Origin of the sequence: Paenibacillus sp. Marseille-P2973, assembly GCF_018101095.1 — a bacterium.
Classification (GTDB): Bacteria; Bacillota; Bacilli; order Paenibacillales; family Paenibacillaceae; genus Fontibacillus; species Fontibacillus vini.
This window is the reverse complement of record NZ_JAGQEH010000004.1, coordinates 1-24,363: the sequence shown is the minus strand read 5'-3', so window position 1 is coordinate 24,363 and position 24,363 is coordinate 1. Positions and strand designations below refer to the sequence as shown.

Genomic DNA, 24,363 nt, shown 5'->3' with positions numbered 1-24,363 from the left:
ACTTGTTCGGCGGTGCCGCTCGGGTGCGTTGGATGGATGCGGGTTGCTGGGGAGTGGGAGTAACTTGGGCTCGGAAGTGATAGTTACTTGTTCGGCGGTACCGCTCGGGTAAGGTGGATGGATGTGGGTTGCTGGGGAGTGGGAGTAACTTTAACTAAGAGTAAGTCTATTAGCGCCCGGATGGTAAAATTAACTGGAAAAACTACAGTTAATTTATCGAATAAGGCATTGTTGCACGATTTAACTGGAAAAACTGCAGCTATTTCGGGACCAATTTGACGAATCGGGAGAAATCGGTCTGATTAGATGCATGTTTTACAGCTAATTCTTAAAAAATCAATTTTAAGCACAATTTAACTGTAGGTTTTACAGTTAATCCTCCTGGGGAGCACAAAATTTCACGCGCAGCAAAGTCAAAGTCAAAGGCCGCTTCGTCAGCCGACAACTTGTCGGACGAAGCGGCCTTTGAAGTGATGCGAGCCGGACTGGCAGCTGCGCAAGGGTTCCCTCGGCGTGCTGCGCTGCAAGGTCGCAGCACGCGTGCCCGGCTAGCGGAACAGCGCCAGCAGCTGTTCCGCGCTTAGCTCGGCGGTCGACGCGAGCCGCAAGTCGGCCTCGCCGAGCCGGTCGGCGCTTCCGATGCCGACCGATTTCATCCCGGCGGCGTTGATCGCCGCGATGCCTGCGGCCGCGTCTTCAACGCCGACGCAGTTCTCCGGCGGTACGCCGAGGAGCTCCGCCGCCCGGAGAAATATCTCCGGGTCCGGCTTGCCCTTGCGGACGCCCGCAGGGTCCGCCACCGCCTGGAACCAGGAGCCGGCGTCCAGCCGCTCCAGGATCAGCGGGGCGTTGTGGCTGGCCGAGGCCAGCCCAACGGCGATCCCCCGCTCGCGCAACGCGGTCAGCAGCTCACCAATGCCCGGCAGCAGATCGCCGGGCGTCAGCTGACCGATCAGCTCGCGGTAGCGATCGTTTTTCCGCGCAGCGAGGTCTTCCTTTTCCGCGGCGGTCCAGGAATGGTTGCTTTTCTCCAGCAGGATGTCCAGCGATTCGCTCCGGCTAACGCCCTTTAACCGCTCATTGACGTTCCGGTCAAATGGAATGCCAAGTTCGTCCGCAAGCTCCTCCCAGGCAAGGTAATGATACTCCGCCGTGTCCGTAACCACGCCGTCCAAGTCAAAAATTACTGCCTCCAGCCGCGCGGCCAGGGACATTACAATTTTCTTCCCGGGCGGCAAATGGACCAGCTCTCCCTTGTGTCGAATCGTAAATGCATCGCCTTCACGCAGCGTGTACACCACCTCATCGTGCCCGATGCAAACCTCCAGCAATCTGCCGCGGTTCGCCACTTTGAATCGGCAGTTCTTCCACTGCGGCGGCAGTGCGGGCGAGAACGAAAGGATGCCGTCCCCGTACAGCCGCAGACCGCCGAAACCGTTCACGACCGACATCCAGGAGCCCGCCATCGCGGCGGTATGAAGGCCATCTTTTACATTCCGATTGACGTCGTCCAAATCCATCCGCACCGTGCGGTTAAAATATTTGTAAGCCTCCTCCAGATCACCGATCTCAGCGGACACGATACTATGAATGCAGGGCGATAAGGAGGAATCATGAGTGGTCAGCGGCTCGTAATACCGGTAATTCCGGATTTTATCGGCCAAAGTGAACCGGTCTCCGAGCAAAAACATCGCCATCACAAAGTCGGCTTGCTTCAGTACCTGATGGCGGTAAATCACGAGCGGATGGTAATGCAGCAACAGCGGGTATTTATCCGCTGGCGTGCCCGCAAAATCCCACTTTTTCTTCGATAAAAACGTATCGTCCTGCGCATAAATCCCGAGTTCCTCATCAAAAGGAACAAACATAAGATTCGCCGCTCTCTTCCATTCCGTCATCTCGGTGTCCGTAAGTCCGATTTCCCGCTGCAGACGAGCGTAATGCTCCGGATAGCTCCTCCGCAGCAGGTCCGCCGTTTCGCAGGCATAATTCAACTGTTCCCGGACCAACAGGTTCGTGTATGCGTTGTTATTGACGATGGCCGTGTACTCGTCCGGTCCGGTTACGGCATCGATGCAAAACGCCCCGCCCCGAGCCGGGTTAAAGTGACCGAGATCGACCCAGAACCGGGACGTCTCAAACAGAATCTCTGCACCTTTCTCCGCTAGAAAATCCAAATCCCCCGTCGCCAGCACATACTGCCGAATTCCGTAAGCGATATCCGCATTAACGTGCGCTTGCGCCGTTCCCGCCGGAAAATAAGCCGAATTCTCCTCACCGGCGATCGTACGCCAAGGATATAGCGCCCCTTTTTGCGACATCTCCGCCGCGCGTTCCCGCGCTTTGTCCAGTGTCACATAGCGAAACTCCAGCAATGCCCGGGCAATCTCCGGCTGGGTGAACGTAAAGAAAGGCAGCATGTACATTTCCGTATCCCAAAAATAATGCCCCTCGTACCCTTCGCCGGTCAGTCCTTTGGCCCCGATATTGGTAACCCCGTCCCGCCCCACCGATTGCAGCAAGCCGTAGGCATTGAACCGCATTCCCTGCTGAAGCGCGGGGTCGCCTTCAATTTCCACATCTCCCCGGCCCCAGAACCGGTCCAAAAAGACACACTGTTCAGCGACCAGCGCCTCAAAGCCTGCTTGCTCGGCGTCCGTCAGCACCTTGACGTTACGGGGGACGAGTTCCTCATCCGGGTAGTCCTTGGAGGTGTGGTAAGCAATATACTTGGTAAGCCGCGCCGTCTCCCCGGTTTCGAGCGGAAACACATACTGTATTCCTTTGCGGGGACCATCTGCGACTACTCTATTTTCAACTTCTCCAGGAGCATCCATGGAGTGTCTTATTCCCGTCACCAGCGAAAATCCGGTGTTCCTCGTCCGGTGCTTCATCCAGCATCCGGCCGCTTCCCTGCCGCTCTGTTCCAGCAGCAGGCTCGGCTCCAGGCGCCGCGCCCCTACCCTCGGATCGCCCGGAGAACCTCCTTCCGCTCCCGCGACCTCTCCGTTAATCAGTGAGATCAACCTCAGCTCTCCATCAAAATTGAGCGCCGTAACTTCATAACAGATCGCAGCTAGATGCTTGCGCTGCAAGGCGACGAGACGTCGGATCCTGATCATGACCCGGTGGCCGGCCGGCGATTCCCATTCCACCTGCCGATGCAGCAGCCCCCCCTTCATATCCAGCTCCCTGCTGTGTATGTGGACGGTCCCGCTCTGCAAGCTGAAGGGGTATCCTTCAATCTCAAGCCGCACGATTTTGGCATCAGGCACATTCAGCATCGCATGGTTGCGCGCCGGATATCCGTAAGCACCTTCCGGGTAATGGATCGGCTCGGAATCATAAAATCCATTCAAATAGGTGCCGGTAACCGAGCCGCCCTCCGTTCCATGGTACCCTTCTTCAAAATTGCCGCGCATTCCGATATAACCGTTTCCGAGGGCAAAAACACTCTCATTTCTCTGGTGGTTTTTTTCCGAATATTCCTCTTCCCGGATATGCCACGCTTCGTAAGGATACAAAGCTTCCGAGTGCGTTCCCTGCTCCATGTTGTTCTTGGTTTTCATCGCTATGAGGCTCCTCCCGAAACGAAACTGGTTTCTCGTACAAACAACGAATTCAACCCTTTACCGAACCGCCCATAAGCCCTCTGACAAAATATTTTTGCAGGAGGAAAAAGATGGCGAGCGGCATCAGCATCGAAATGAACGCGGCCGAGGTCAGCAAGTGCCAGTCGTTCCCGCGCGAGCCGACGAGATCGGCGATTTTCATCGACATGACCTGTACATCAGGCTGGTTCCCGATAAAGATGAGCGAAACGAGATAATCGTTCCACACCCACAAGAATTGAAAAATACCGATAGAAGCCAGAGCCGGTACGGACAGCGGCAAGATCAGCCTGGAGAAGATCGTGAAGTGACTCGCCCCGTCGATAAAAGCGGATTCGAACAAATCCTTCGGCAGTTGGCTGATGAAGTTATACATAAAATAGATGACGAGCGGCAGGCCGAAAGCCGTGTGCGCCAGCCAGATTCCTAAGTAACTCCCGTTGAGCCCGAGCGCCGTGTAATCTTTGAGGACCGGAATCAACGCCACTTGAAGTGGAATAACTAGCATCGCGATAATGACGACGAACAGCGTCTTACGGCCCGGGAATCGCAGCCATGCAAATGCATAAGCGGCAAAAGAAGCGATCAGCACCGGAATCACCGTAGCAGGAACCGCGATCGTCAGTGTGTTCCAGAATGCTTGGGACAAGCCGCTGCCTTTTTGCACCGTCTCGCTACCGTCGGCATTTTTCAGCTTATACTCCTTGCCGGAGAGTACGTTTTTGTAGTTGTCCAGCGTCAGCGCCGGCTTGAACTCCCAGCCCTTCTCCATCACGCTTAGCGTGCGGGCTCTGCGGTTCTCCCACATCAGACGGTCGCCGTCCACAGTCACCCCGGATTTCAGTTGGTCGTCGGTGAACGTTTTACCGCCCACTTCGATCGGCTGCCGCAAATCCGTCTCTTTGGGCAGCTGGACACTCTCGCCGGATTTCTTCCAATCCTGGTGAGGGAACACGTTCCACCAGCCGGTCTGGAGAATGTCCGCCGCAGGCCGAAATGAGGAAATGAATAACCCGAGCGTAGGGATAAGCCATAGCAGGCAAATGAAGCCGAGAATGATATTAACTAGCGTTTTACTGCCTTTTCTCTTTTTTCGCCCGACCATTAGAATCCCCCCTGTTTGCGGAACTGGCGCAGATTAATGATGATCACCGGCAAGACGGCAATGAGCAGCACGATCGCCAGGGTGGAACCGTATCCGAAATTGCGGTACATGAAAAATTGCCGGTAAAACTGTGTGGCAACGACTTCCGTATCGTATTGACCGCCTGTCATGACCATGACGACGTCAAATATTTTCAGTGTAAAGACGATAATCGTGGTGGTTACCGTAAGAATCGTCGTGGAGATGTAAGGAATCATGATGCCGAAAAAGATTTTCACTTCCCCAGCCCCGTCCACACGCGCCGCCTCCAGAATATCCTCGGGTACCCCTTTGATGGCCGCGGAGAAGATCACCATGGCAAAACCGGTTTGCATCCAGATCAGAATAAGAATGAGAAAAAAGTTGTTCCACGGCTGAATCATACTCGTCCAGGCCTGCGGTTCGCCCCCGAAAAAAGTAACGATCGCATTGAGCATACCGATTTGCTCGTCACCCGGTTGGTAGTAGTAGACAAACTTCCAGATGACCCCGGCGGCCACGAAGGAAATGGCCATCGGCATGAAAATGATCGACTTGGCCAGTTTCTCGAAGCTGCTGCGGTCGGCCAGAATCGCAATCAGCAAACCGAGACTAACGCAGGCCAGGGTGCCGACAAACACCCACAGCAAATTGTTGCGCAGCGCAATGCCCATCAAGCGATCGCTGAAGATGGCTGCGTAATTCGCGAGGCCGACGAATTTTTCCGAGGATGCATTGAAAAAGCTCAGGTACAGCGTCCGCAGTGCGGGCAAGACCAGCAGCCAGCCCAGCAAGATCGCCCCCGGCCCGATGAAAATATATGGCAGAATTCTTCGGCGCACCCGTTCGGGGTATTGTTCGGCCGCGAGATTCAGCGTAAAGTACAGCAAATACACGCCCAGCACGCCCCATATGACCGCCAGCACGGCCGTCACCAGCGGATTCAACGTCGAATCGCGAAAAAACATAAAGATCGCGCCATGAACCACGAGATTGCCCAAAAGGATAACGACCGACAATAGCACGGCTTTCAGGCTAACTCCCTGCTTCGCTTGTGCACTCATAATGGCTCCTCCTCAAAGTTTTGCGGAGCAAAACTCACATCGTAAGCGTTCACTTCGTTTTGCGGAGCAAAACTGACATCTGATTTTCATAAGCAATCGCCAATAATCTGTTGGCTTTGATGAAAAAAAGAGGGGCCCGCTCAAATTTAAGTCAGCCCCTCTCCTGTTTTTCCGGTTCCGGTGCCCTTCGGCATAAACTTTGCCTTTTGGCAGTTCCGTTACCTTCCGCACTTCCGGAACCTTTCGCAGTTCCGGAACCTTTCGCCAGTCCCATTCCCCTCTCAATCCCAATCTAACGGACACCAGCGCCGTTATTGGATCGAAAATGGCTGTTTTGCAAAGCTAACGGACACACAGGCCCTTAACTCACTCCATTGACCCGAAAACATGCGTTTAACCTGCATTTAAGGGCCGTCATGTCCGTTAGAATTTAAAATGCCGTGTTTTCGGCGTTTTAAGGGCTGTGGTGTCCGTTAGCCGAAACTGCGGCCGAGATTAACGCGGAGGAACCAATCGCAGACGAAACCAACGTGGTTGAGATCGAGCTAGCTGAGACGAATCCGATCCACCGCCATTAGGCATGGCCTCTTACTAACTTCCATTGCCTTTCGGCAGTTCCGTTACCTTCCGCACTTTCGTTACCTTCCGCACTTCCGGAACCTTTCGCCAGTCCCATTCCCCTCTCAACCCCAATCTAACGGACACCAGCGCCGTTATTGGATCGAAAATGGCTGTTTTGCAAAGCTAACGGACACACATGCCCTTAACTCACTCCATTGACCCGAAAACATGCGTTTAACCTGCATTTAAGGGCCGTCATGTCCGTTAGAATTTGAAATGCCGTGTTTTCGGCGTTTTAAGGGCTGTGATGTCCGTTAGCGAGACCTCGCGGCCGAGAATAACGCGGAGGAACCAATCGCGGACGAGACCAACTTAGTTGAGATCGAGCTAGCTGAGACGAACCGCCGTCCGGGATCCCACCTGCATGACCTACCGCCGACCGCGACGGCCAACCACAGAATCCCAGCGCACAAAAATCAGTTTTTCCAGCCTGCCTGGATCTGCTCCAGCGCTTTATCCAAAGTCGCCGTTCCGCTCACATAGTCCGTCATACCTTTCCAGAACGTCCCTGCACCGACTTGGCCTGGCATGAGGTCCGATCCGTCAAAGCGTAGCGTGGAAGCTTCTTGAACGAGCTTCGCCATGCGGCGGTCGGATTCCGAGCTGTACCAGTCCAACGCTGCGTCATTCATTGGCGCGATCACGCCGCCGGATTGAACCCAAGTTTTGATGGATTCGCCGGTCGTAAAGAATTCCATTACCGCACGAACTTCAGGGCGATCGTTGAACATCGCATAAATGTCGCCTGCTACGAGCACCGGTTTGCCGTACTGCTCATCGATCGGCGGCAGGTAGAACCAGTCATAGTCCACGTCCACTTTGGCCGTTTCCGGGAAGAAGCTGGTGATAAAGTTACCTTGACGGTGGAACCAGGATTTCGGCGGATTATCGAACATCGGTGCCGGAGCGTCGCCGAAGGCGGTTGTCACGATCGACTTGGTACCGCCGTATACATAGTCCTTGTTCAACCAGATTTCGGACATTACTTCTACCGCATGCTTCACTTCAGGAGAGGTGAAAGGCAGCTCTCCTTTTACCCATTTATCGTAGTTCTCTGGCGACGTGGTGCGGAGCATGATGTCTTCCACCCAGTCGGTAGCCGGCCAGCCTGTAGCTGCGCCGCTCTCAATCCCGATATTCCAGGCCGCATCCCCGTCCTTGGCGATTTGCTCGGTCAGAGCCATCATTTCATCCCAGGTTTGCGGAACTTCGTAACCGGCTTCCTCGAATTGCTTTTTCGGATACCACACCAAGCTCTTCACGTTGCTGCGGTTCCAGATGCCGGCCATGATTTTGCCGTCTTTGCCGTCCATCGTCCCCATGTCCAGCCAGCTTTGATTGTAGTTGGCTTTCAACTTTTCCTGATCCAAAATATTGGTCAAATCAATAACTTTGCCGGTCTTGGCAATCGAAGCGAGCAGCCCCGGCTGCGGGAAATCCGCAATATCGGGAGCATTACCGCCATCAACCCGAATGTTGATCGTTGCTTCAAACTCCTTGGAGCCTTCATATTGAATATCGATGCCTGTTTTCTCTTCAAATTCCTTAATGCTATTCTCGAATTTCACCTGGTCTGCGTCCACAAACGGACCGAACATCGTGACCTTGGAGCCTTTATATTCGCCCTTCATTGCCAAATCCAGCGGGGACCCGCCGCCGTCACCGCCGTTATTCGCTCCGCCCTGATTATTGCCCGAAGCCTCGTTGTTGCTCGGAGCAGGAGCAGGCGGTTCGTTCTTCGAGGCATTATTTCCGCCTCCGCAGGCGCTGAGAACCATCGTGAATGAAAGACAAAGTACGAGCAGCAGTGACCATTTGCGTGCAGAAGTCTTTTTCATCTTTTCAACATCCCCTTTGATTTTTTAGAAACAGTTCCAACTTTCCAGCCATCCTCTGAGGGTCTTGATGTCCCGGCAATGCTAAGGCGAATCACCTCCTTAAAAGCTTGCAAAGCTTTTCAAAACAACAAATCAATCTCTATTTTTCATGAAAAATCGTGCATTTCTGTTACTTCCTATTCTTCTCATCCTGTCGCCACATACTATGTATGCGTTTGCATTTTGATCTATTCCTAAAAGCTTTTCTGCATTTCCGCCAGGATATAGATTAGATTCAGCTTCATTGTGAAAAGCTTTTCAAACTCTACGGAAAAGAGGCGAGGTGCTTCATCTTCCCCTGATAGTTACGATGAGTTTCACTTCACCATCCCCTGGCAGAATCTCTTACGATCGATCTTTCCTACTCATCTTTCCCTGGTAGATTCCCTTACGATCAGTCTATGCTTCATTTTCTCTCGGGTGACCTTCACGCTTCCCGTCGTAACCAGTTCATGCAGTTGTTCCGCGGAACGGTAGCCCAATTCGTAAATGGGCTGGGCGATCGTCGTGAGCTTCGGAATGAACATGCCGGCCATGCGGACATTATCGAATCCGACGACGGATACTTGACCGGGCACCAGCACATTACGGTCCTTCAAGTACGAAATCGCACCCATAGCAAATTCGTCGGCGACGCAGAATACGGCGGTGGTATCAGGATACTCCGAAAAAAGTTCGTGGGACGCTTCATAAGCATGTTCAAACCGGTGACTCGCATATTTGACCTTCTCAAGGTTGTGCTCCAAACCGAATTCTTTAAGCGCTCTGGCAAACCCTTCAATACGGGGCGGTCCCGCAATTGAATTCACATCGTTGAAGCCGATCATTCCAATTTGCTTGTGACCCAGCTCGATCAAAAACTTGACCGCATCGTAAGCGGCGGCTTCGTCGTCCACTTCGACACTGGGAATGTCGTACTCGTCGGAGTGCGACGAGACCATCACAAACGGAATCCGGCAGCCCACCAGCTTGTCGTAATATTCGGGAAACAGCATATCGCTGGCGAACACGATGCCATCGACCTGCTTTTCATGAAAAGCATCGATGTACGACAACAGTCGCTCCGGGTCCCGATCCGTATTACAGATCATGAGGCTGTACCCGAGCTTGATACAGGCATCCTGCATCCCCCGAATCATGCCGGCGTAATACATGTTTTCAATATCCGGAATAAGCAAGCCGAGTGTAAAAGACTTTCGATAAATGAGGCCTCGGGCAAAAGAGTTCGGCTGATACTGCAGCTCCTCGATCGCATCGAGCACTTTCAGACGCTTGCTCTCCACTACGGTTTCCGGTGCGTTCATTACGCGGGATACCGTACTGATGGAGACTCCCGCCATCTTGGCAACATCCCGAATGGTTGGTTTCATTATGTCTACTTCCTTTTTTGAAAAGCTTTTCAAGTGCAGTATAGCAAACCTGATTTTAAATAACAAGCACTTTTTGAAGCGCTTACATAAAGGTGGTAACTGCACGGGTGATTGTGTATGGGTGATTGTGTATGGGTGATCGTGCATGGGTGATAGCGGTGATTCTTTAATTCTTCCTCATGTTTAAAATACAAAAATAGCCCCCATCGCCATTACCGAAGGTTCCCCAATTACGGATAACTTCCGGTACGGCGATGCGGGCCCATGCTTTTATTATTATTCGGCCGCCAAATCCCTGGCGGAGGTAGTGACTACAATTCTTGATGACAGCCACGATCCCAGCAGGGCTACTATTACGCTCACGAGAGCAACAACGGCAATTCCTCCACCATTGAGCAGAAGCGGGAGCCGGACAAGGCCGTAGGAGACCAGAATTTGCTCAAGCAGCCGAGGAAGCAGATATACGCCGCATACTGAGCCGATAAATGCTCCGATCAGTGAAAGGACCCCAATCCCCAGACTGACGGCAGCTCTGATTTTACGGGAAGTCATGCCAAGCGATTTGTAAATTCCGTACGTTTTGCTCTCTTTTCTGATTTGAATCCGGCAGAAACTATAAATGATCAGAAAGGTGACCAGACAAAACAGCAGTCCCATAAAGCCCATTGGCGCGATCAAGACAACCTCCGCCTCTTTGTAAACCGAATCCAGCAGCGTCTGTTGGGTCACGGCCGACAACGAGTCGCCATACTTCCGGTTCAGGTCCCGCACGATTTCGTCGGCTTGGGACTTATCGTACAGATTTAGATAACCCATCTCCATTTCACGGTAATCCGGCCGGTAACTTCTCACCGTATCCGCGGTTACTCTGGCGGAAAACGACATATTGGAAATCGCTTGGTAAATCCCACTCACCGTAAGCGTGAGCTTGTGTCCCTCAAGGTAAATCTCGACCATGTCTCCCGGCACTTTCCCCAGTGTTCTCGCCAAGTTGAAACCTAGGGCGATTTCATTCCCGTTGCGCGGGTTATCTCCTTGAATCGAGGCGAAGCCGAACTCCTCATACCCGCCTTCAAGTACGCCGACATAAACGTTCAGCGACCGGGAACGGTCATCCTTCACCTCCGAGTCCTCCAGCGGAAATACCCCGGTCATATCGTCGTTCCAGCCGACCGACTTCACTCTGGAGTCCAACTTCATATCCGCTTCGAAACGCTCCCCGGAGAATGCGGCTTGATTAAACACCGTAACAACGGCAGGCGCATCGTCATATCCCCACAAAGCTGAGGTCCGTCCGATATTAATAATGCTATACAGAAGGACAAACCCGAGTACAAGCACCGCCGAGCTAACGGTCGTCAGGAGCAGCATCACTGCGGCCGCCTTTCGGTTGCCGCTCAAATTTCGCAGCGCAATTACGCCAATCACCGGCAGTTTCCCGAAACCGAATCGGGAGTTCTTGTTGCCGGGATTCAGGCGCCGGGCCATCCGGCTATACTCCGCTTCGGACATCCCGTACCGGATTGCCTGGACCGGTTGTACCTTCCGGGCCTTCCCGGCGTAAAACCATACGCTTAACAGAACTAGCAGAAAAATAAAGCAGCCGACGGCCCATCCAATGGACAGACCCTCCATTTGCAGGAAGTCATCCCCCGTTTTCAAATACTGCAGCGATCTGCTCACAATGCCGACTGCCAGCAGCCTGCTGATCAAAACTCCGGGTATAACGGCCGCCAAAGCAACCAGGCCGTATTGCAGCACGTAAGCCGCTACGGTTTGTTTCGAAGTCAGACCCAGTGAACGAACAATACCGATCGTCCGATAATGGGTCATAATCGCCTCCGAAACGGTAAATGCGACCGTAAACAATGCTACGAGCATCATAACCGATCCGAGAAATATCATGATAAATCCGATGACCTTATTAATAATCAAGTAAAAAGAGGATAGTTCCTCGAATTCGCTTTTGGTCTCCAGATAGGGGGTGCCGAGGTAGGATTCGAATCGTTCCCAGATCACCGGGCTTTGACTGTAATCCTCATATCTCAGCCCCATCATATATTGATCACTCCCCGGCAGAGAAGCCAGTTCCCGGTCGTAATCCTCGCTGTTCATCCAAATTCGGGCATTTATCGTGAACGGCGAACCATATGCCAAGTCAACCACGATACCCGACACCGACAATTCGAAGCTGCGGCTGCCTGACTGAAAGGTCAAGGTATCTCCCTGTGTAATGCCGTGAGTGTAGGCCAAGGAGGTAGGTATCCATATCGTTCCTTTGGCGGGAGTTATTGTTTCGGTACCCTGGGCAAAAATCAATTTATCCACATTAGCGGGTTGCTCCGGGGTATTCATCATAAACATATAGATATTGGAAATCTCTTGTCCGTTATAGGTTAATCCGTCAAGATTTCGAAACGGTATCAGTGCGGTCGCCTGAACATCGGACTGCTCATCCCACCACTTATGAATCAGCCTTGGATCGTGAAGCTCATCCCCCATCGTTAAAATTTGATGAGCGCCTGCAGTCTTGTTATGCATATCCTTATATAGGTTCCCCGTGTTGGCAAAAACAAGAGACGCTGTCGTCAGCAGCAGCGTGGACAGCATAATGAGCAGAGCAATAAGTCCGTTTTGAATCTTCTTCCTCCGCAAATAGGAACGGCAAATGATCCAGATCGGCTTCATACGCTCACCCCTTTCCCGAAACAAGGGAAAAGATGACGGACTCTCTGGTTTCCATATCCCGTTCATCGAATTTACCGAATTCCAGTAATCCGCCGACTTGCCCGTCCCGGATGAATATAAGCCGGTCAGCGCGGCAAGCCGCTTGAATATCGTGCGTGACCATGACGACCGATTGTCCCTTCCGGTTCAATTCCGTCAAAATATTCAGCACAGCGACGCCATGCTCATAATTCAGGCTCCCTGTCGGTTCGTCCGCAAAAACCACTTCCGGAGCATTGATCAACGCCCTAGCAATCGCCGCGCGCTGCTGCTGTCCCCCCGAGGTCTGGAAAGGCAGGCGGCCGCGCAAATCTCCGATGCCCATCGCGCCCATAAGAGTCTCTGCCTTGCCATTTACTTCTTTTGGGGGATTTCCCGAGATATGTCCCGGCAGAGTGATGTTCTCGAACAAGGTTAAATCCGGGACCAAATTGATGCTTTGATAAATATAACCGATCCTTTTGGCGCGAAAATCCGCCATTTTCTTCTCGTTAAATGTATCGATCCGCTCTCCGCGGAAATGAACCTCACCGGCGGTCACGGTGTCAAGTCCGCTGAGCATGTACAACAGCGTGGATTTCCCCGATCCGGAATTGCCCATGATCACCGTAAAGTCGCCTTCGTAAATCTCCAGGCTTAAATTGCGGATAGCATGGTATTGTTCGCTTCCGGTGGAATAGGTTTTGCACAAATTCACCGCTTCAATAATCGCTTGCTTCTTCAATAGATACCCTCCCAATCTTGCTACGAACAGCTGCTATTTCGTGGTTATACAACCATTGTAGAGGGCATTTCTTACCATCCTCTTATCGATTTATGAATAAAGTATTACTGCCTCCTCCTAATCCACCGGGAGGGTAAAATGAAATTCCGTCCCCTGTCCTTTGTTGCTGCGAAAAGAAAGCATCCCCCCATGCGCTTCCACAATCGTTTTGCAGATTGACAAACCTAGCCCCGCGCCTTCCGTACGGCTGTAATGGCCTCCCTCTTGCCCGCTCTTACCTTGATAATAACGTTCGAAAATAAAGGGCATATCCTGCGGCCGAATACCACTTCCCGTGTCCGTTACGGAAACTCGCAGTTGCCCGGTTTCAAGCTCGATGCTTATGCTTATCCGGCCGCCTGCGGGGGTAGCTTTTAGCGCATTGACTATGAGATTGGAGATTACTTGCTCCATCCGGCGAGCGTCCGCCGAAATCAGAACATCTGGGATCATAGCAGGTCCAATGTACGTGATGCCACGTGTTTCAACTAGGTGCCGGGCGGGCTGCAAAATCTCTTCAAACATTCGCCTGCTGTATTGCTCTGTCAGTTGGATCGAGATCTGACCCAGCTCCCTTAAGGCATGGAGGAGCAGATCGTCAATCAATTTGGCCATTTTATCGCTCTGGGTATGCATGACATCAGCATATTCACGTACGGTTTCCATATCCGGACTGACTCCGTCCCTGATGGCCTCGATATAGGCTTTGACGGTAGCCAGCGGTGTTTTCAGGTCATGCGAGATATTCGATATCAATTCTTTTCTGGACTGTTCCCCCTCGTCCCTTCGACGGTGCAGATCCATAATCTCCAGGCGCATTTGATCAAATACCGCATACATTTCGCCGACTTCATCAGCTTGGTTATATTCCACCTTTTGACCATAGTCCCCTCTGAGAATAGCTTCGCTGTAATCCTTCAGCTTGGTCACAGGTGATATCATTCCGTGATTTATTTTTCTATGTAATACAAACAGCAGGCCTGACAGCACGATAAAAGCCAGCAGCATGATTACGCCGGGCAGTATCGCGTGCGAGACCCTTTTTGTAAGTAAGGCTTCATCCGCTTGCAATTCGAATATGGCGTTACCGACTTGAGTTTGTCTGTCGGGGTCCACGACCGGAAAAGCGATCTTGTAGGCGCCGGGCCCACTCCGGGCAGCGGATAAATCAAAATGAACCGATGTTTTCGGATTAATGCGGGTAGGAGATCCGCTCTGAGAGGAGTTAAAAATCACGCTGCCGTCCAGCCCGGCAAACAGAAGGCTCACTCCGCGCTGGGTCGATAAGTCGCGCAGAGATTCACGAACCGATTCGTCCCCGGACAGCTGTTCATGATTCTTTTCCAGATAAACCATAAAATCGCTGACGGTCAATCGGGCTTGATTAATGGCCGAGGTGGCGCCGGGATTGCCCGAACGCAGCAGCCCCATAAGTAAGTAACCGCCGCATGCGGTAATGATGACAACACATACCATCGCGGCGATAATCCATCGTTTTGTCCAAGTTTTCAAATCCATATCTAAGCTTCACTCGCTCCCGTAACCTGTTCGTCGCTAAACTTGTAGCCCACGCCCCAAACGGTCTTGATATAAACGGGATGAGCCGGATCGGCCTCGATTTTTTCGCGGATTCTGCGGACGTATACCGTGATCGTGTTCTCATCGCCGTATGCACCGTATCCCCATAGCTCATCCAATAATCTGCTCTTGGAGAACACCTGATTTTTATGGCTTGCAAGAAAAAACAACAGTTCGAACTCTTTGGCCGAGAACGAAACTTCCCGATCCGCAACCGCGACCCGGTACCCTTTTTTGTCGATCACAAGATCTCCAAAGGTCAATACATCTTCTTGCCGGGCAGCGGCATGAATCAAACGCTCGTTTCTCCGCAAGTGCGCGCTGATTCTGGCTACCAGTTCACTGAGGGAGAATGGCTTAGTCATGTAATCATCTGCCCCGAACCCGAGTCCCAGCACCTTGTCCGTATCGCTGCCTCTGGCACTGAGGATCAGAATCGGGGTATCCAGCTTTTCGCGGATTTGCCGGCACAGCTCGATTCCGTCCGCGTCGGGTAACATAATGTCCAGGATGATAAAATCCGGCTGCACCACATCGATCAAATGTACCGCTGTTTTTCCGTCGCCGGCCACATGGACTTCATATCCATGGACTCGAATATAATCCTGCATAATTCTGGCCATGTCGGCTTCATCTTCGACCACCAGTACTTTTCGTTTAGCTTCCATAACTTCCTCCACCGCATCCCGCCAAAATATAAAATTATTGTACCACAGCGGTAAATGCGCCAACATCGTATCTGAAAAATCCGCCGTTCGCCGTACCGATATACAGCTCGTCGCCATGCCGGTTCACGGTCCCGTTCCGGTGGTCCAGTTCGCGCAGTTCGGCATATCCCGTTCTTGCGTCCCGGAGTCTTCCGATCACGGAGCCGTCATGCTTGCCAAGAATCAGCAAGTCCGAACCGTATGGAAACAATAGGATATCATCCAACACCGCAAAGCTTCCGGCCGTATAACGCGACAAATCCTGATCTTTCGCCGCGGTATTGGACATGCGCCAAAGGAAAGTTCCCGTATTCGTGTCGATGGCGGCCGGTATTCCGTTTACGGCAAGGTAAAGTGTCCCGTTATGGACCGTTCCTTTGGAGCCTTTTCCCGGAAACGTAAACTTCGTCTTCTTCGTCGCAAAGTCGTACAGCCTTGTCTCGAACTGGGTTGCGCTCCAATAATCGCTGTTGTCGAGTGGATGCTGAACAAGTAAATACTGCTCATTCAGTACTTCGAACCGCTCCCCGGGCGATGACTTGTATTCGCCATGGACTGCGCCCGTTTTTAACTCCAGCAATCGCCAAACATCGCCCATTAGAATCCAGCGTTTATCGGAATCGGGACCCGCGAAAGGATCGATTTGAGGCCCGCCCGCAAAATAAGGATCAAAGCTGGGCTCGCCCGTTGGATCACCTTCGGCCTTGACCTGCCATGCCGTTTGTCCCGTCGTGAGGTTAAGAGCCTCAAGCTTGTTTTGGTCCCGAATTAACACATAGGGGTCATCGGAACCTTGATTTAGAATCTGGGCCTCCCTAGTGATGTCCCTCCGCCAACGCTCCTTGCCGGTTTCACTGTCGAGCACGCTTAATACCGAGGGAAAGGAGGTGTCTTCCTCCCCTGTATCCTTCCAGGTCACCAAGATGACCGAATTTTTGGCCGCCCACATGCCCATTTGGTTTTCGTCGCCTGATTTTTGTTCCCACATCGTTTTACCGTCGGACATCCGGATGCGCCGGATTTGGTTGACATACTTCTGTTCGGCGGGATTATAAGAAGTAAAGACGTACGCATAGTCGCCGGAGGATTCCGGCACTGCGTTCAGGACGCCGAATCCCGCATCCACTTGCCAACGCGTCTCTCCGTCCGAACGGCCGACGGCATACAAGGAAGAAGCATAATGCATGCCGCTAAATCCCCCGTCATCTCCTTTGATGAGCAGCGTATCTGTTCCCGCGCCGAGTAAATAAGTAAAACCAAGGGTTCCCTGATTTCTCCACTCAGGTTTTATATCAAGCGTCTGCGGAAGCGGCGTTACGGAATAATCTTGAGAGAACAAATAATCGTCTCCCGCATAAAGTCGGTTCCAGGGCTCTTCTTCAGCGGGAATGATCCAATGCGTACGGACCAGCTTGCCCGAAGGAGAAAATGTCACTATATAATGAGCATCTTTACGCTCATATCTCCAGGCCTCTCCCAGAATCATCGGGTCTCCGCCCACCGTTTGCAAATCTTCGGAAGTTTCCGTAAACGTCGGAGCGCCAAGCAGCTTTTCTACCGTTTTCTTGTCATCACCGAGCTTTAGGGACAGTTCAGTGATGCCGCGGATCGTATCCAGCGAAGCTTGGGAATCCGTCCCTAACAAGGGGGTTGGAACCGGCGTCACACCGGTCACATCTTTATCCCGAACCCATAGCAGTGTCGGGCGGTACACTTCATATCCCTCATGCCAAACCGACGGAGCCACGACGACCCCGTACCAGTCATTCCACTTGGCCATCGCCACCATTTGGCTTGACTCTGAAGCAGCCTTGTCCGCTTGGTTCCACTGAACCGAACTGGACGGAGCTAGCGACAGCTTGGCAGTAGGACGCAGCGTTACATATTGCATTGCAAGGCTCACGGCCTTTGCGGAAGCTTCCGAAACATACCAGAGCGGAATCCAGAGCGTCCCTTTATCGTACGTCTGAAAGGACAGCATCTCACCGGATAAGGATTTGACTGTTATTTTTTCACCCGATTGGCCGAAATAAGAGACATTCAAACGATGCATATCTATCTTGGAGTTTAGCGTTCCCGTAAAAAGAGGTGCTTGATACCGAAGGATGAGGGATTCACCCTGCTTGGGCAATTTGGGAAAGAGCGTGGATGAAGACGGTGTTCCTCCTGCGGTTACCGCGAGCTTCGAAACAGGTGCTGACGGCAACATATCCGTCTGATTTATTGCGAGGGCTGGAGAGGCCACAAAGAATAGACACCCCACTGCGGCAACGGTTCCCGTGCTTAAACGGCGGATGAAACGATTTCCATTTGCTGTTCTTTGCTTATCTATAGAATTAGTCACTGCCGACCCAGGCTTGTTGTGTCCAATCACGGCTCAACCCCCCCTTTTTTTTACAAATCACTATACCTAATAGACGCCAAAAACTCCAGAAAGTTCTATGGCTCACCTGCACAAGTCCGTCCTTATTCGCTCATCATAACAAAATAATAATGGCCCTCGGTTGAATAACCGGGGCCCGCTTGCGGAGGATTCCGTGACTTTCAAGTGTAGAGTTATTTACTGGTCAAAAAAGCTGCCAATTGATTAAAGGTGCCCTCCAACCCTTGCTGAATATGCGGACGCATACTTTCGTAGGCAGTACGCTCTTCCTCTGTCGCGTTGATCGGACCCCCTCCTAACGTTAAAGTTGTCTTTTCATCACTTTCGGACAACATGATGTGATTTATGATCTCAAGCGGCCAAGTATCACTGAAAGGAGCCCGGATCGTTTTGCCTTCTTCATCAGAGAACGATTGAACAAACACTAACTTCTCGGGTGCAGCAATTTCTTGATAAACGAACTTCCCCCACATTTCGTACCCTTCAGGCGAGCTCTGACGACCCAGAAAGAGGCCTCCGGGGCGCAGATCGAGCCGGGCAACATACATATCGTATCCTTCCGGTCCCCACCACTTTGCCAAAAGTTCCGGCTGCGTCCAAGCATTGAATACAAGTTCACGAGGAGCATCGAAAGTACGGGTAATCATTATTTCATGATCTGCCATGAAGTTGCCTCCCTATCATTAAATGAATGAATAAGCGTAGTTCCCACCGCAGATGTATATTAAAGTGTACTTGAGGCTTGAATAAGCAGCTTGGATAACAGTTCATAATCAGGTGTTTGGCCTTCGCGAATCTTGATCCACTTTCTTTCAGGAGGCCCTTCGAATTGACCTTCCGGTAATTCAAGTCCATTTGCATTCATGATCATAAAAGCAATGGCATCCTTGGAAGGAGAAATGACGGCGGCATATTTCCCCTTTTTCAAAAAGTGAGGTTTCTTATATTGCACACGCTCCTCTAGATCCGGGATGGATTGGTGGACCATTTGACGTAGCTGGTTGCTAACCTCAACTTGCCAAGAATGCTGCATTCCTTCAATAAAAGCCGTTACTTCCGGGTTCATAATGATTCATTCTCCCCTTTCACATAGTATTGGTTAAAAGCAACCTCTCCTCCCTAAAGAGAAGCCGGTGTGCTCGAATACCCGATAAATCAATCTCTGAAGTTGGTTACTTAACTACGGTGTTAAAGCCTTGGTAAATATCTTCACGCTCTCCTGGAGAAAAGGCTCCATCTCGATGTCGGGATAATTTATTCCGGCATCCAAGTCATTGATGAATGCACCAAAATGCGCCATGATCCATGTGAAAGCTTGCAGTTCCGGGTTCGTGGGAATCATCTTGCCCCGCTCCCCCATCTCCTTGAAGTAATTCGTCAACATTTCCAGCAACTGCAGAGGATGTTGGTGCATCCGTTTCTTGAATTCCGGCAATTGGTCAGCTTCTTTAAGGCTGATCATGACCAGCTTCCGGTTACGATTCATGATTTCGTGGTAGGTTCGGCAAATGGTTAGCAAGTCAATTTCCAGCTCCCATACTAACCTTTCCTTGAACAGCTTCTTCATTTCCTCGGCATAGTCCAGTCGATTTAAAGCAGCTTCAAGAAGTTTCAGCTTGGTGCCAAAATGGCGGAATAAGGTCTTCTCGCTTAATCCGGCGGCCCGTGCAATATCCAGCGTGGTCACGCCATTGTAGCCTTTCTTCGATATCAGATCGATCGCCGCAAGCAACAATTTTTCGCTACTTCCTAGATGTTCGTTATCCATGGTTATTTCCTCTCAAAAAATAAATGTCTGTCAGTACTTACTGACAACATATTATTCCAGATTAACCCAATTGTCAAGCTTTTATTTAAAAATTTAACAAAAATGACCGCTATTCCTGGGAGGATGCGGTTCGATCACCACGTTCAGCTCGATCAGTCCGATCCCCCGCCCGCTAACGGACACCACGGACCTTAAACCACGTGAATCTGCGACTTTTTGCAGCTAACGGACACAGGAGACGCTATTTTGTCATTTCAGGCCTCCAAGCGGCTCATTATGCCCAAATAACGGCCGTGGTGTCCGTTAGAATTTGAAAAGGGCATTTTTGCGAGGAATAAGGTCTCTGATGTCCGTTAGAGGGTGTAGAGGGACGGGCGGGGCGGACGATTAAGTAAACAGCTGATTCGCAAAATAAAAAATAACCGCCAAGACGATAAAATCGCCCTAACGGTTATTCCAACTCGCTCCTCGCCCCTTATTTGGTTGCCGCTACGGAGAAGACGACGGTTTTGGCCGCGTTGTCCACCAGTACATTGACCGTATAATCCCCGAGGGTCGCTTGCTTGGAAGCCAGCGGCCTGTCCGCCTCCACTTCCGAACAGATGGCGTCGAACCAACGGTGGAAGGCGATGGCGTCGTAAGTAAACAGCTGATTGGCAAACAGCTCGATCGGCTCCTTGTTGCGAGCCAGCGTACCTTCGCGCAGCCGGACCGTGATGCCGTAAGTATTGTAAGTCGGATCCAGCCAGATCGCGACTTCTTCTTTTGCCGCGTTCGCGCTTGCTCCGGCTCCCAATGCTCCGGCGCTTGCCGCCTGCTGGACCGCTTTTTTCTCCTTCTCGTCCTTATACAGGCGCAGCGTCGTATCGAGCAAATCATAGTTCGTTCCGCGAAGCTGTCCGGCCTGCTTCAGCGTATCGTAGGCATCCCACATTTTCTGATCCGGGAATGCGACGATCTTTTGCCCGCCGCCAATGGTCGGCACGAGCCGCTGCAGCTTCTCTTTCTCCGGCTGAACCGGAAGCCTCTTCGTCTTGTCCGTCAAACGGTTCAGGATGACAAGCGCCTCGGCCCGTGTAACGTACCGGCCCACCCCGAAGTTTCCGTCCGGGTAACCCTCCATGATACCTTTGATGAGCGATTCCGCGATAAATTTCTGTTCGCGCTCATTGGCGCTGGTCAGATCTCCATACGACTGTGCCACGGAACGGCTAAAATCCGCGTCCTCCAAATATTCCGTTTCCTGCAATGTGTAGAACAGAATTTCCGCTACGTTTTCGCGGGTCATGTCCGATTGAAAATCGCTATAGCGGCTTTTGTTCAGGAAGTTCAAGTCACTTGCGACGTCTATGTATGGCTTGGCCCAATAACCGGTTAATGAAGGCTTGAAGTCAAAATAACGGTAGTCCTGCTTTAAAATCGTCCGGTTTTCCTCCGTCAGCGAATCCAGAAAGCTGTTCCGCCAGCTTCTTTCCTGATTGGGGTGCTGCTCGCTGTAGGACAGGATCAGCATTTTAACGAATTGATCCACTTTAACCGGTTCGCCCGGCCGGAAACTGCCGTCGGGATATCCGTCCAAAATACCTTGGCGCACCATCTCCTCGATCGCCGGCTTCGCCCAGTGTCCCTTGATGTCGGTGAATACTGCCCCTGCCGCTTGCTGTGTTTGCGTCCCCGCCGCTCTCACGTCCGCTGCCAAAGCTTGTCCGAACAAGCCGGTTAGCAAGCAAAGCGACAGCATGATCCGAAATGTTAAGACAACCGGTCCAAGCTGATTATCTTTTTTTTCTTTCATTAATTAGGCCTCCTGCATTATATAATGGCAAGCTGCGTACGCAGCAATATAGTTACCATTATCCAGAAAACCACAATTTTCGCGGGTTGTGAATAGGTCGGGCGGCGGCCGCATTTGGCCCCAGTAAAAACCAGCTTTTAAGGTCGCACCCCCTGTCCAAAGAACTTAGAATTCGAGCGTTCTAACCTCAAAGTCGGGCAGGAGGAAGCATACCCTATTACCTATATAGATAGCACGTTATTATATTGTCTGTGCCACAGCTTTTTCAGGGCGGCGGCCGATGAGCCACATGCCGATAATTACGGCTAACCCGCCCGCCGTCTGCCCGTAGCCTACATGCTCATTCAGCAAGAAGAAGGACAATACCATCGAGGTCAAAGGCATCATTCCCGAAAAAGCAGCTGCAGTATAAGCGGATGAGCGCTTTATTCCCGCATACCAGCAAATAAAGGCGAGTGCTGTGACAATCCACCCGTACCAAGCCAAGGCAAGCCAGCCGGTTAAGCCCAGGGACGACAGAGAAGAGATCGGGCGCTCTATCCATGCCGGCACAACTGAAAAGACAAATGCGGCGATCGTGACGAGCGTCGTTTGTACAACGGGATCCAGACCGGAGTCAGTGTTACCGGAACGGTTCCCTAGCCGTGACAACATATTAAACGTCGATTCACTGGCCGCTGCCGCCAAGACTAGCAAATTCCCAGCGAGATGACTTGCCGAAAGCAAGCCTCCGCCAAAGTTCGCCACCCCTTGAATCAGGAATATCCCCGCCACGGTAAAAGTCGTCCCGGCCGCGATTCCGGCTGTCAATCTTTCACGCAGCACCAGCCAGGCTAACAGGGCAGTAATTGCCGGAGCCGCACCGGTTAATAGGCCCGCCTCTCCCGCGCTGGTCAGATTCAGCCCGCCAAGCAGCAGCGCTCTGAACAAAAAGATTCCGAAAAAGGCCTGTAAAATTACCATCTTCCAATCGGCTAACTTCATCTGCCGGATTGCAGGAATCAGCCGGGCACCGTATAAGGGAACCAGAATGAGCAGCCCGAGCAGCAAGCTAAGTGCGGTAATCGTAAAAGAGCCGAGCCGGTCCGACACAAGACGGGCCGCAATTACGGAAGTCCCGGCTAATGAAAAAGCCAGAAACAAAAAAATGTTTCCCTGTTGCTGTTGATTCATGATTTGGATGCTCCCTCCTTTAATTCCTGAAAATGATCATGGTATAATCTTATCCGATAACTGGATCCATCCAAGTGCCGGTTTAGCGGCATTAATACCAGTCCAGTTCGGAGGAAGTATGTGGGGAATTCATTTACAGCGAGGTGATGGAAGTCCCTCGTTGGCTCGCCAAATTTTTCAACAGATTAGCAGCTCTATCCTGGATGGGACCCTTCCTCCGGATGAGGCGTTGCCTTCGACGCGCGAGCTTGCCAAAGCGTTGGCCGTGTCCCGCCATACGGTCAGCGAAGCCTACGATATGCTGATCACGGAAGGCTATGTCGTAAGCAGGCAAGGAGCACCGACCCGCGTGGCGGGGAATCTCCGCCTGGGCCTGTCCAGCGCGGTCGGTCACCAGCCTGTCCTGAATGAACTGCAAGCACCTGCAACCTGGATCACGGCCGATTTCAAAACCGGGCGCCCCGACCTGCGGCCTTTTCCCAAATATGTTTGGAGCCGGCTGCATTCGGAGGCGTTTAGCCAGTTACCTTCGGAGTTGCTCGGGTACAGCGGGCCGGACGGTTACCCGCCACTTCGGGAGGAAATCGCAGAGTGGCTGTTCCGGAGCCGGGGTCTGCGCGTGGATCCGCAAAGCATCTTTATTACCGCCGGAGCAACCCAGTCGTTAAGCTTGCTGGCGGATTTGCTGCACCGCGATGACCGGGAATTTGTCTTAGAAGATCCGTGTCATACCGCGGTGCCCACCTTGCTTCGGAATCGGGGTTATTCCTATAGGCCCGCCCCGGTAGATGACCACGGCTTGATTCTGGAAGGAACAGACATGGACTGGGATGCCGGGGATATTTCCGCCGTGTATGTGACCCCGTCCCATCAGTTTCCGCTCGGCGGCATACTCCCGGCGAATCGCCGCACGGCTCTGATCCGGCAGGCACGGGCGAAGTCTTTTTACATTATCGAAGATGATTATGACAGCGAATTCCGCTACCAAGGAGCACCGGTAACTCCGCTGTATGCGCTCGATCCGGAGCGGGTGATCTATGTGGGGACATTCAGCAAAACCGTGTTCCCCGCGCTGCGTCTGGGCTTCTCTATTTTGCCGGAGGCATTGCAGGAGGATTGGAAGCATTTACGTGTGTATGCCGATGTCCAGTGTCCTGTCGCGGAACAGGCTGCTTTGGCGGAATTTTTACGGACCCGCAAGATGGATCGCCATATTAGCCGCATGCGCAAACTGTACGGACAACGACGTGAAGTTTTGCTTGAAGAGGTAAATAAGATTTTTGGGCGGGACGTGGTAAAAGTTTGGGGGGACGTTTCCGGATTGCACCTGGCTTTGCAGTTTGCGGAGGGGAATTTTGACGAGAGGTTTATTCAAGGGGCGAGAGATCGGGGAATCCGCATCTCCGTTGTCGATAAGTATTCCCTCACCCCCGGAAAACACGCAGACAAACTGCTGCTGGGTTACGGACACCTCGAACCGGATGAAATACGGGCAGGCATTGCCATGCTGTACAATTACTGGCGGCAAACCATCGGATAGCGGCTATCTGAGCGAGACATAACGATGGCATAAAAAAAACAGCCTCCCCCATAATAAACTGGTACCCATAGTTTGGACACTTTGAAAAAAGGTGTTCAGGCTGTGGGTACCTTTTTGTATACTGGAATAAGCATCGGGGGGGGATTGCATGAGCAAGAAGAGATTTACCGAAGAGGACCGTGAGGTCCTATCACAAAACAAGTACGTGGTGAATGTAAGTGCGAAGGCCATAACTTATTCAGATGAATTTAAGCAGCTTTTCA

The 24,363-nt window shown here is 51.9% G+C and carries 17 protein-coding genes; 2 read left to right on the top strand and 15 right to left on the bottom strand.

Translation table 11 applies throughout. From position 1 onward, the window contains the following. Positions 1–548 precede the first annotated feature (548 nt). The 15 genes from pgmB to KB559_RS09635 form a co-directional block, all read right to left on the bottom strand. Positions 549–3,569: a beta-phosphoglucomutase gene (gene pgmB / locus KB559_RS09705; protein ID WP_247681715.1), complete on the bottom strand. Its 3,021-nt coding sequence runs from the start codon at positions 3,567–3,569 to the stop codon at positions 549–551. A 52-nt stretch (positions 3,570–3,621) separates the two neighbouring features. Continuing rightward, positions 3,622–4,716: a carbohydrate ABC transporter permease gene (locus KB559_RS09700; RefSeq protein WP_211021551.1), complete on the bottom strand. Its 1,095-nt coding sequence runs from the start codon at positions 4,714–4,716 to the stop codon at positions 3,622–3,624. Beyond that, a complete protein-coding gene (locus KB559_RS09695) occupies positions 4,716–5,798 on the bottom strand; it encodes a carbohydrate ABC transporter permease (RefSeq protein WP_211021550.1) in 1,083 nt (360 codons plus the stop codon). Before KB559_RS09695 ends, KB559_RS09700 begins: the two co-directional genes overlap by 1 nt. 1,037 nt (positions 5,799–6,835) lie before the next feature. After that, entirely contained in the window at positions 6,836–8,257 is a 1,422-nt protein-coding gene (locus tag KB559_RS09690; RefSeq protein ID WP_211021549.1) for an ABC transporter substrate-binding protein, read from the bottom strand. 404 nt (positions 8,258–8,661) lie between these two features. Further along, positions 8,662–9,666, bottom strand: coding sequence for a LacI family DNA-binding transcriptional regulator (locus tag KB559_RS09685; RefSeq protein WP_211021548.1), 1,005 nt, complete (start codon positions 9,664–9,666; stop codon positions 8,662–8,664). A 276-nt stretch (positions 9,667–9,942) separates the two neighbouring features. After that, on the bottom strand, positions 9,943–12,354 hold the full coding sequence (locus tag KB559_RS09680; RefSeq protein WP_211021547.1) for an FtsX-like permease family protein: 2,412 nt from the start codon (positions 12,352–12,354) through the stop codon (positions 9,943–9,945). 4 nt (positions 12,355–12,358) lie between these two features. After that, positions 12,359–13,117 carry an ABC transporter ATP-binding protein gene (locus tag KB559_RS09675; RefSeq protein WP_211021546.1) on the bottom strand — a complete coding sequence of 253 codons (759 nt, stop codon included), beginning with the start codon at positions 13,115–13,117 and terminating at the stop codon, positions 12,359–12,361. 117 nt (positions 13,118–13,234) lie between these two features. Continuing rightward, on the bottom strand, positions 13,235–14,668 hold the full coding sequence (locus tag KB559_RS09670; RefSeq protein ID WP_211021545.1) for a sensor histidine kinase: 1,434 nt from the start codon (positions 14,666–14,668) through the stop codon (positions 13,235–13,237). A gap of 8 nt (positions 14,669–14,676) precedes the next feature. Continuing rightward, on the bottom strand, positions 14,677–15,402 hold the full coding sequence (locus KB559_RS09665; protein ID WP_211021544.1) for a response regulator transcription factor: 726 nt from the start codon (positions 15,400–15,402) through the stop codon (positions 14,677–14,679). A gap of 34 nt (positions 15,403–15,436) precedes the next feature. Further along, on the bottom strand, positions 15,437–17,494 hold the full coding sequence (locus KB559_RS09660; RefSeq protein WP_211021543.1) for an outer membrane protein assembly factor BamB family protein: 2,058 nt from the start codon (positions 17,492–17,494) through the stop codon (positions 15,437–15,439). A gap of 503 nt (positions 17,495–17,997) precedes the next feature. Then, positions 17,998–18,489, bottom strand: a complete 492-nt coding sequence (locus tag KB559_RS09655; protein WP_211021542.1) for an SRPBCC family protein — start codon at positions 18,487–18,489, stop codon at positions 17,998–18,000. A gap of 59 nt (positions 18,490–18,548) precedes the next feature. Beyond that, positions 18,549–18,890 (bottom strand): DUF1801 domain-containing protein, encoded by a 342-nt coding sequence (locus KB559_RS09650; RefSeq protein ID WP_211021541.1) that lies wholly within the window; start codon positions 18,888–18,890, stop codon positions 18,549–18,551. Positions 18,891–19,004: 114 nt separating this feature from the next. Continuing rightward, positions 19,005–19,592 carry a TetR/AcrR family transcriptional regulator gene (locus tag KB559_RS09645; RefSeq protein WP_211021540.1) on the bottom strand — a complete coding sequence of 196 codons (588 nt, stop codon included), beginning with the start codon at positions 19,590–19,592 and terminating at the stop codon, positions 19,005–19,007. Between the two features lie 475 nt (positions 19,593–20,067). Beyond that, the gene (locus KB559_RS09640) at positions 20,068–21,387 is read right to left on the bottom strand and encodes an S-layer homology domain-containing protein (RefSeq protein ID WP_211021539.1); all 1,320 of its coding nucleotides are present in this window, start codon (positions 21,385–21,387) and stop codon (positions 20,068–20,070) included. 240 nt (positions 21,388–21,627) lie between these two features. Further along, entirely contained in the window at positions 21,628–22,560 is a 933-nt protein-coding gene (locus tag KB559_RS09635; RefSeq protein ID WP_211021538.1) for a DMT family transporter, read from the bottom strand. 160 nt (positions 22,561–22,720) lie between these two features. Here KB559_RS09635 and pdxR point away from each other — a divergent pair, with 160 nt between their 5' ends. Continuing rightward, positions 22,721–24,100 (top strand): MocR-like pyridoxine biosynthesis transcription factor PdxR, encoded by a 1,380-nt coding sequence (pdxR, locus tag KB559_RS09630; protein ID WP_247681714.1) that lies wholly within the window; start codon positions 22,721–22,723, stop codon positions 24,098–24,100. 148 nt (positions 24,101–24,248) lie between these two features. Continuing rightward, on the top strand, positions 24,249–24,363 hold a 115-nt coding region (locus KB559_RS25460; protein ID WP_306434205.1), incomplete at its 3' end, for an HTH domain-containing protein.

Coding starts and splice junctions, on each gene's coding strand:
- KB559_RS09650 (WP_211021541.1), bottom strand. CDS start 18,890: ATGAACCCGGAAGTAACGGCTTTTATTGAAGGAATGCAGCATTCTTGG.
- KB559_RS09640 (WP_211021539.1), bottom strand. CDS start 21,387: ATGAAAGAAAAAAAAGATAATCAGCTTGGACCGGTTGTCTTAACATTT.
- KB559_RS09685 (WP_211021548.1), bottom strand. CDS start 9,666: ATGAAACCAACCATTCGGGATGTTGCCAAGATGGCGGGAGTCTCCATC.
- KB559_RS09695 (WP_211021550.1), bottom strand. CDS start 5,798: ATGAGTGCACAAGCGAAGCAGGGAGTTAGCCTGAAAGCCGTGCTATTG.
- KB559_RS09635 (WP_211021538.1), bottom strand. CDS start 22,560: ATGAATCAACAGCAACAGGGAAACATTTTTTTGTTTCTGGCTTTTTCA.
- KB559_RS09680 (WP_211021547.1), bottom strand. CDS start 12,354: ATGAAGCCGATCTGGATCATTTGCCGTTCCTATTTGCGGAGGAAGAAG.
- KB559_RS09665 (WP_211021544.1), bottom strand. CDS start 15,402: ATGGAAGCTAAACGAAAAGTACTGGTGGTCGAAGATGAAGCCGACATG.
- pgmB (WP_247681715.1), bottom strand. CDS start 3,569: ATGAAAACCAAGAACAACATGGAGCAGGGAACGCACTCGGAAGCTTTG.
- KB559_RS09660 (WP_211021543.1), bottom strand. CDS start 17,494: ATGCATCGTTTGAATGTCTCTTATTTCGGCCAATCGGGTGAAAAAATA.
- KB559_RS09700 (WP_211021551.1), bottom strand. CDS start 4,716: ATGGTCGGGCGAAAAAAGAGAAAAGGCAGTAAAACGCTAGTTAATATC.
- KB559_RS09655 (WP_211021542.1), bottom strand. CDS start 18,489: ATGGCAGATCATGAAATAATGATTACCCGTACTTTCGATGCTCCTCGT.
- KB559_RS09690 (WP_211021549.1), bottom strand. CDS start 8,257: ATGAAAAAGACTTCTGCACGCAAATGGTCACTGCTGCTCGTACTTTGT.
- KB559_RS09645 (WP_211021540.1), bottom strand. CDS start 19,592: ATGGATAACGAACATCTAGGAAGTAGCGAAAAATTGTTGCTTGCGGCG.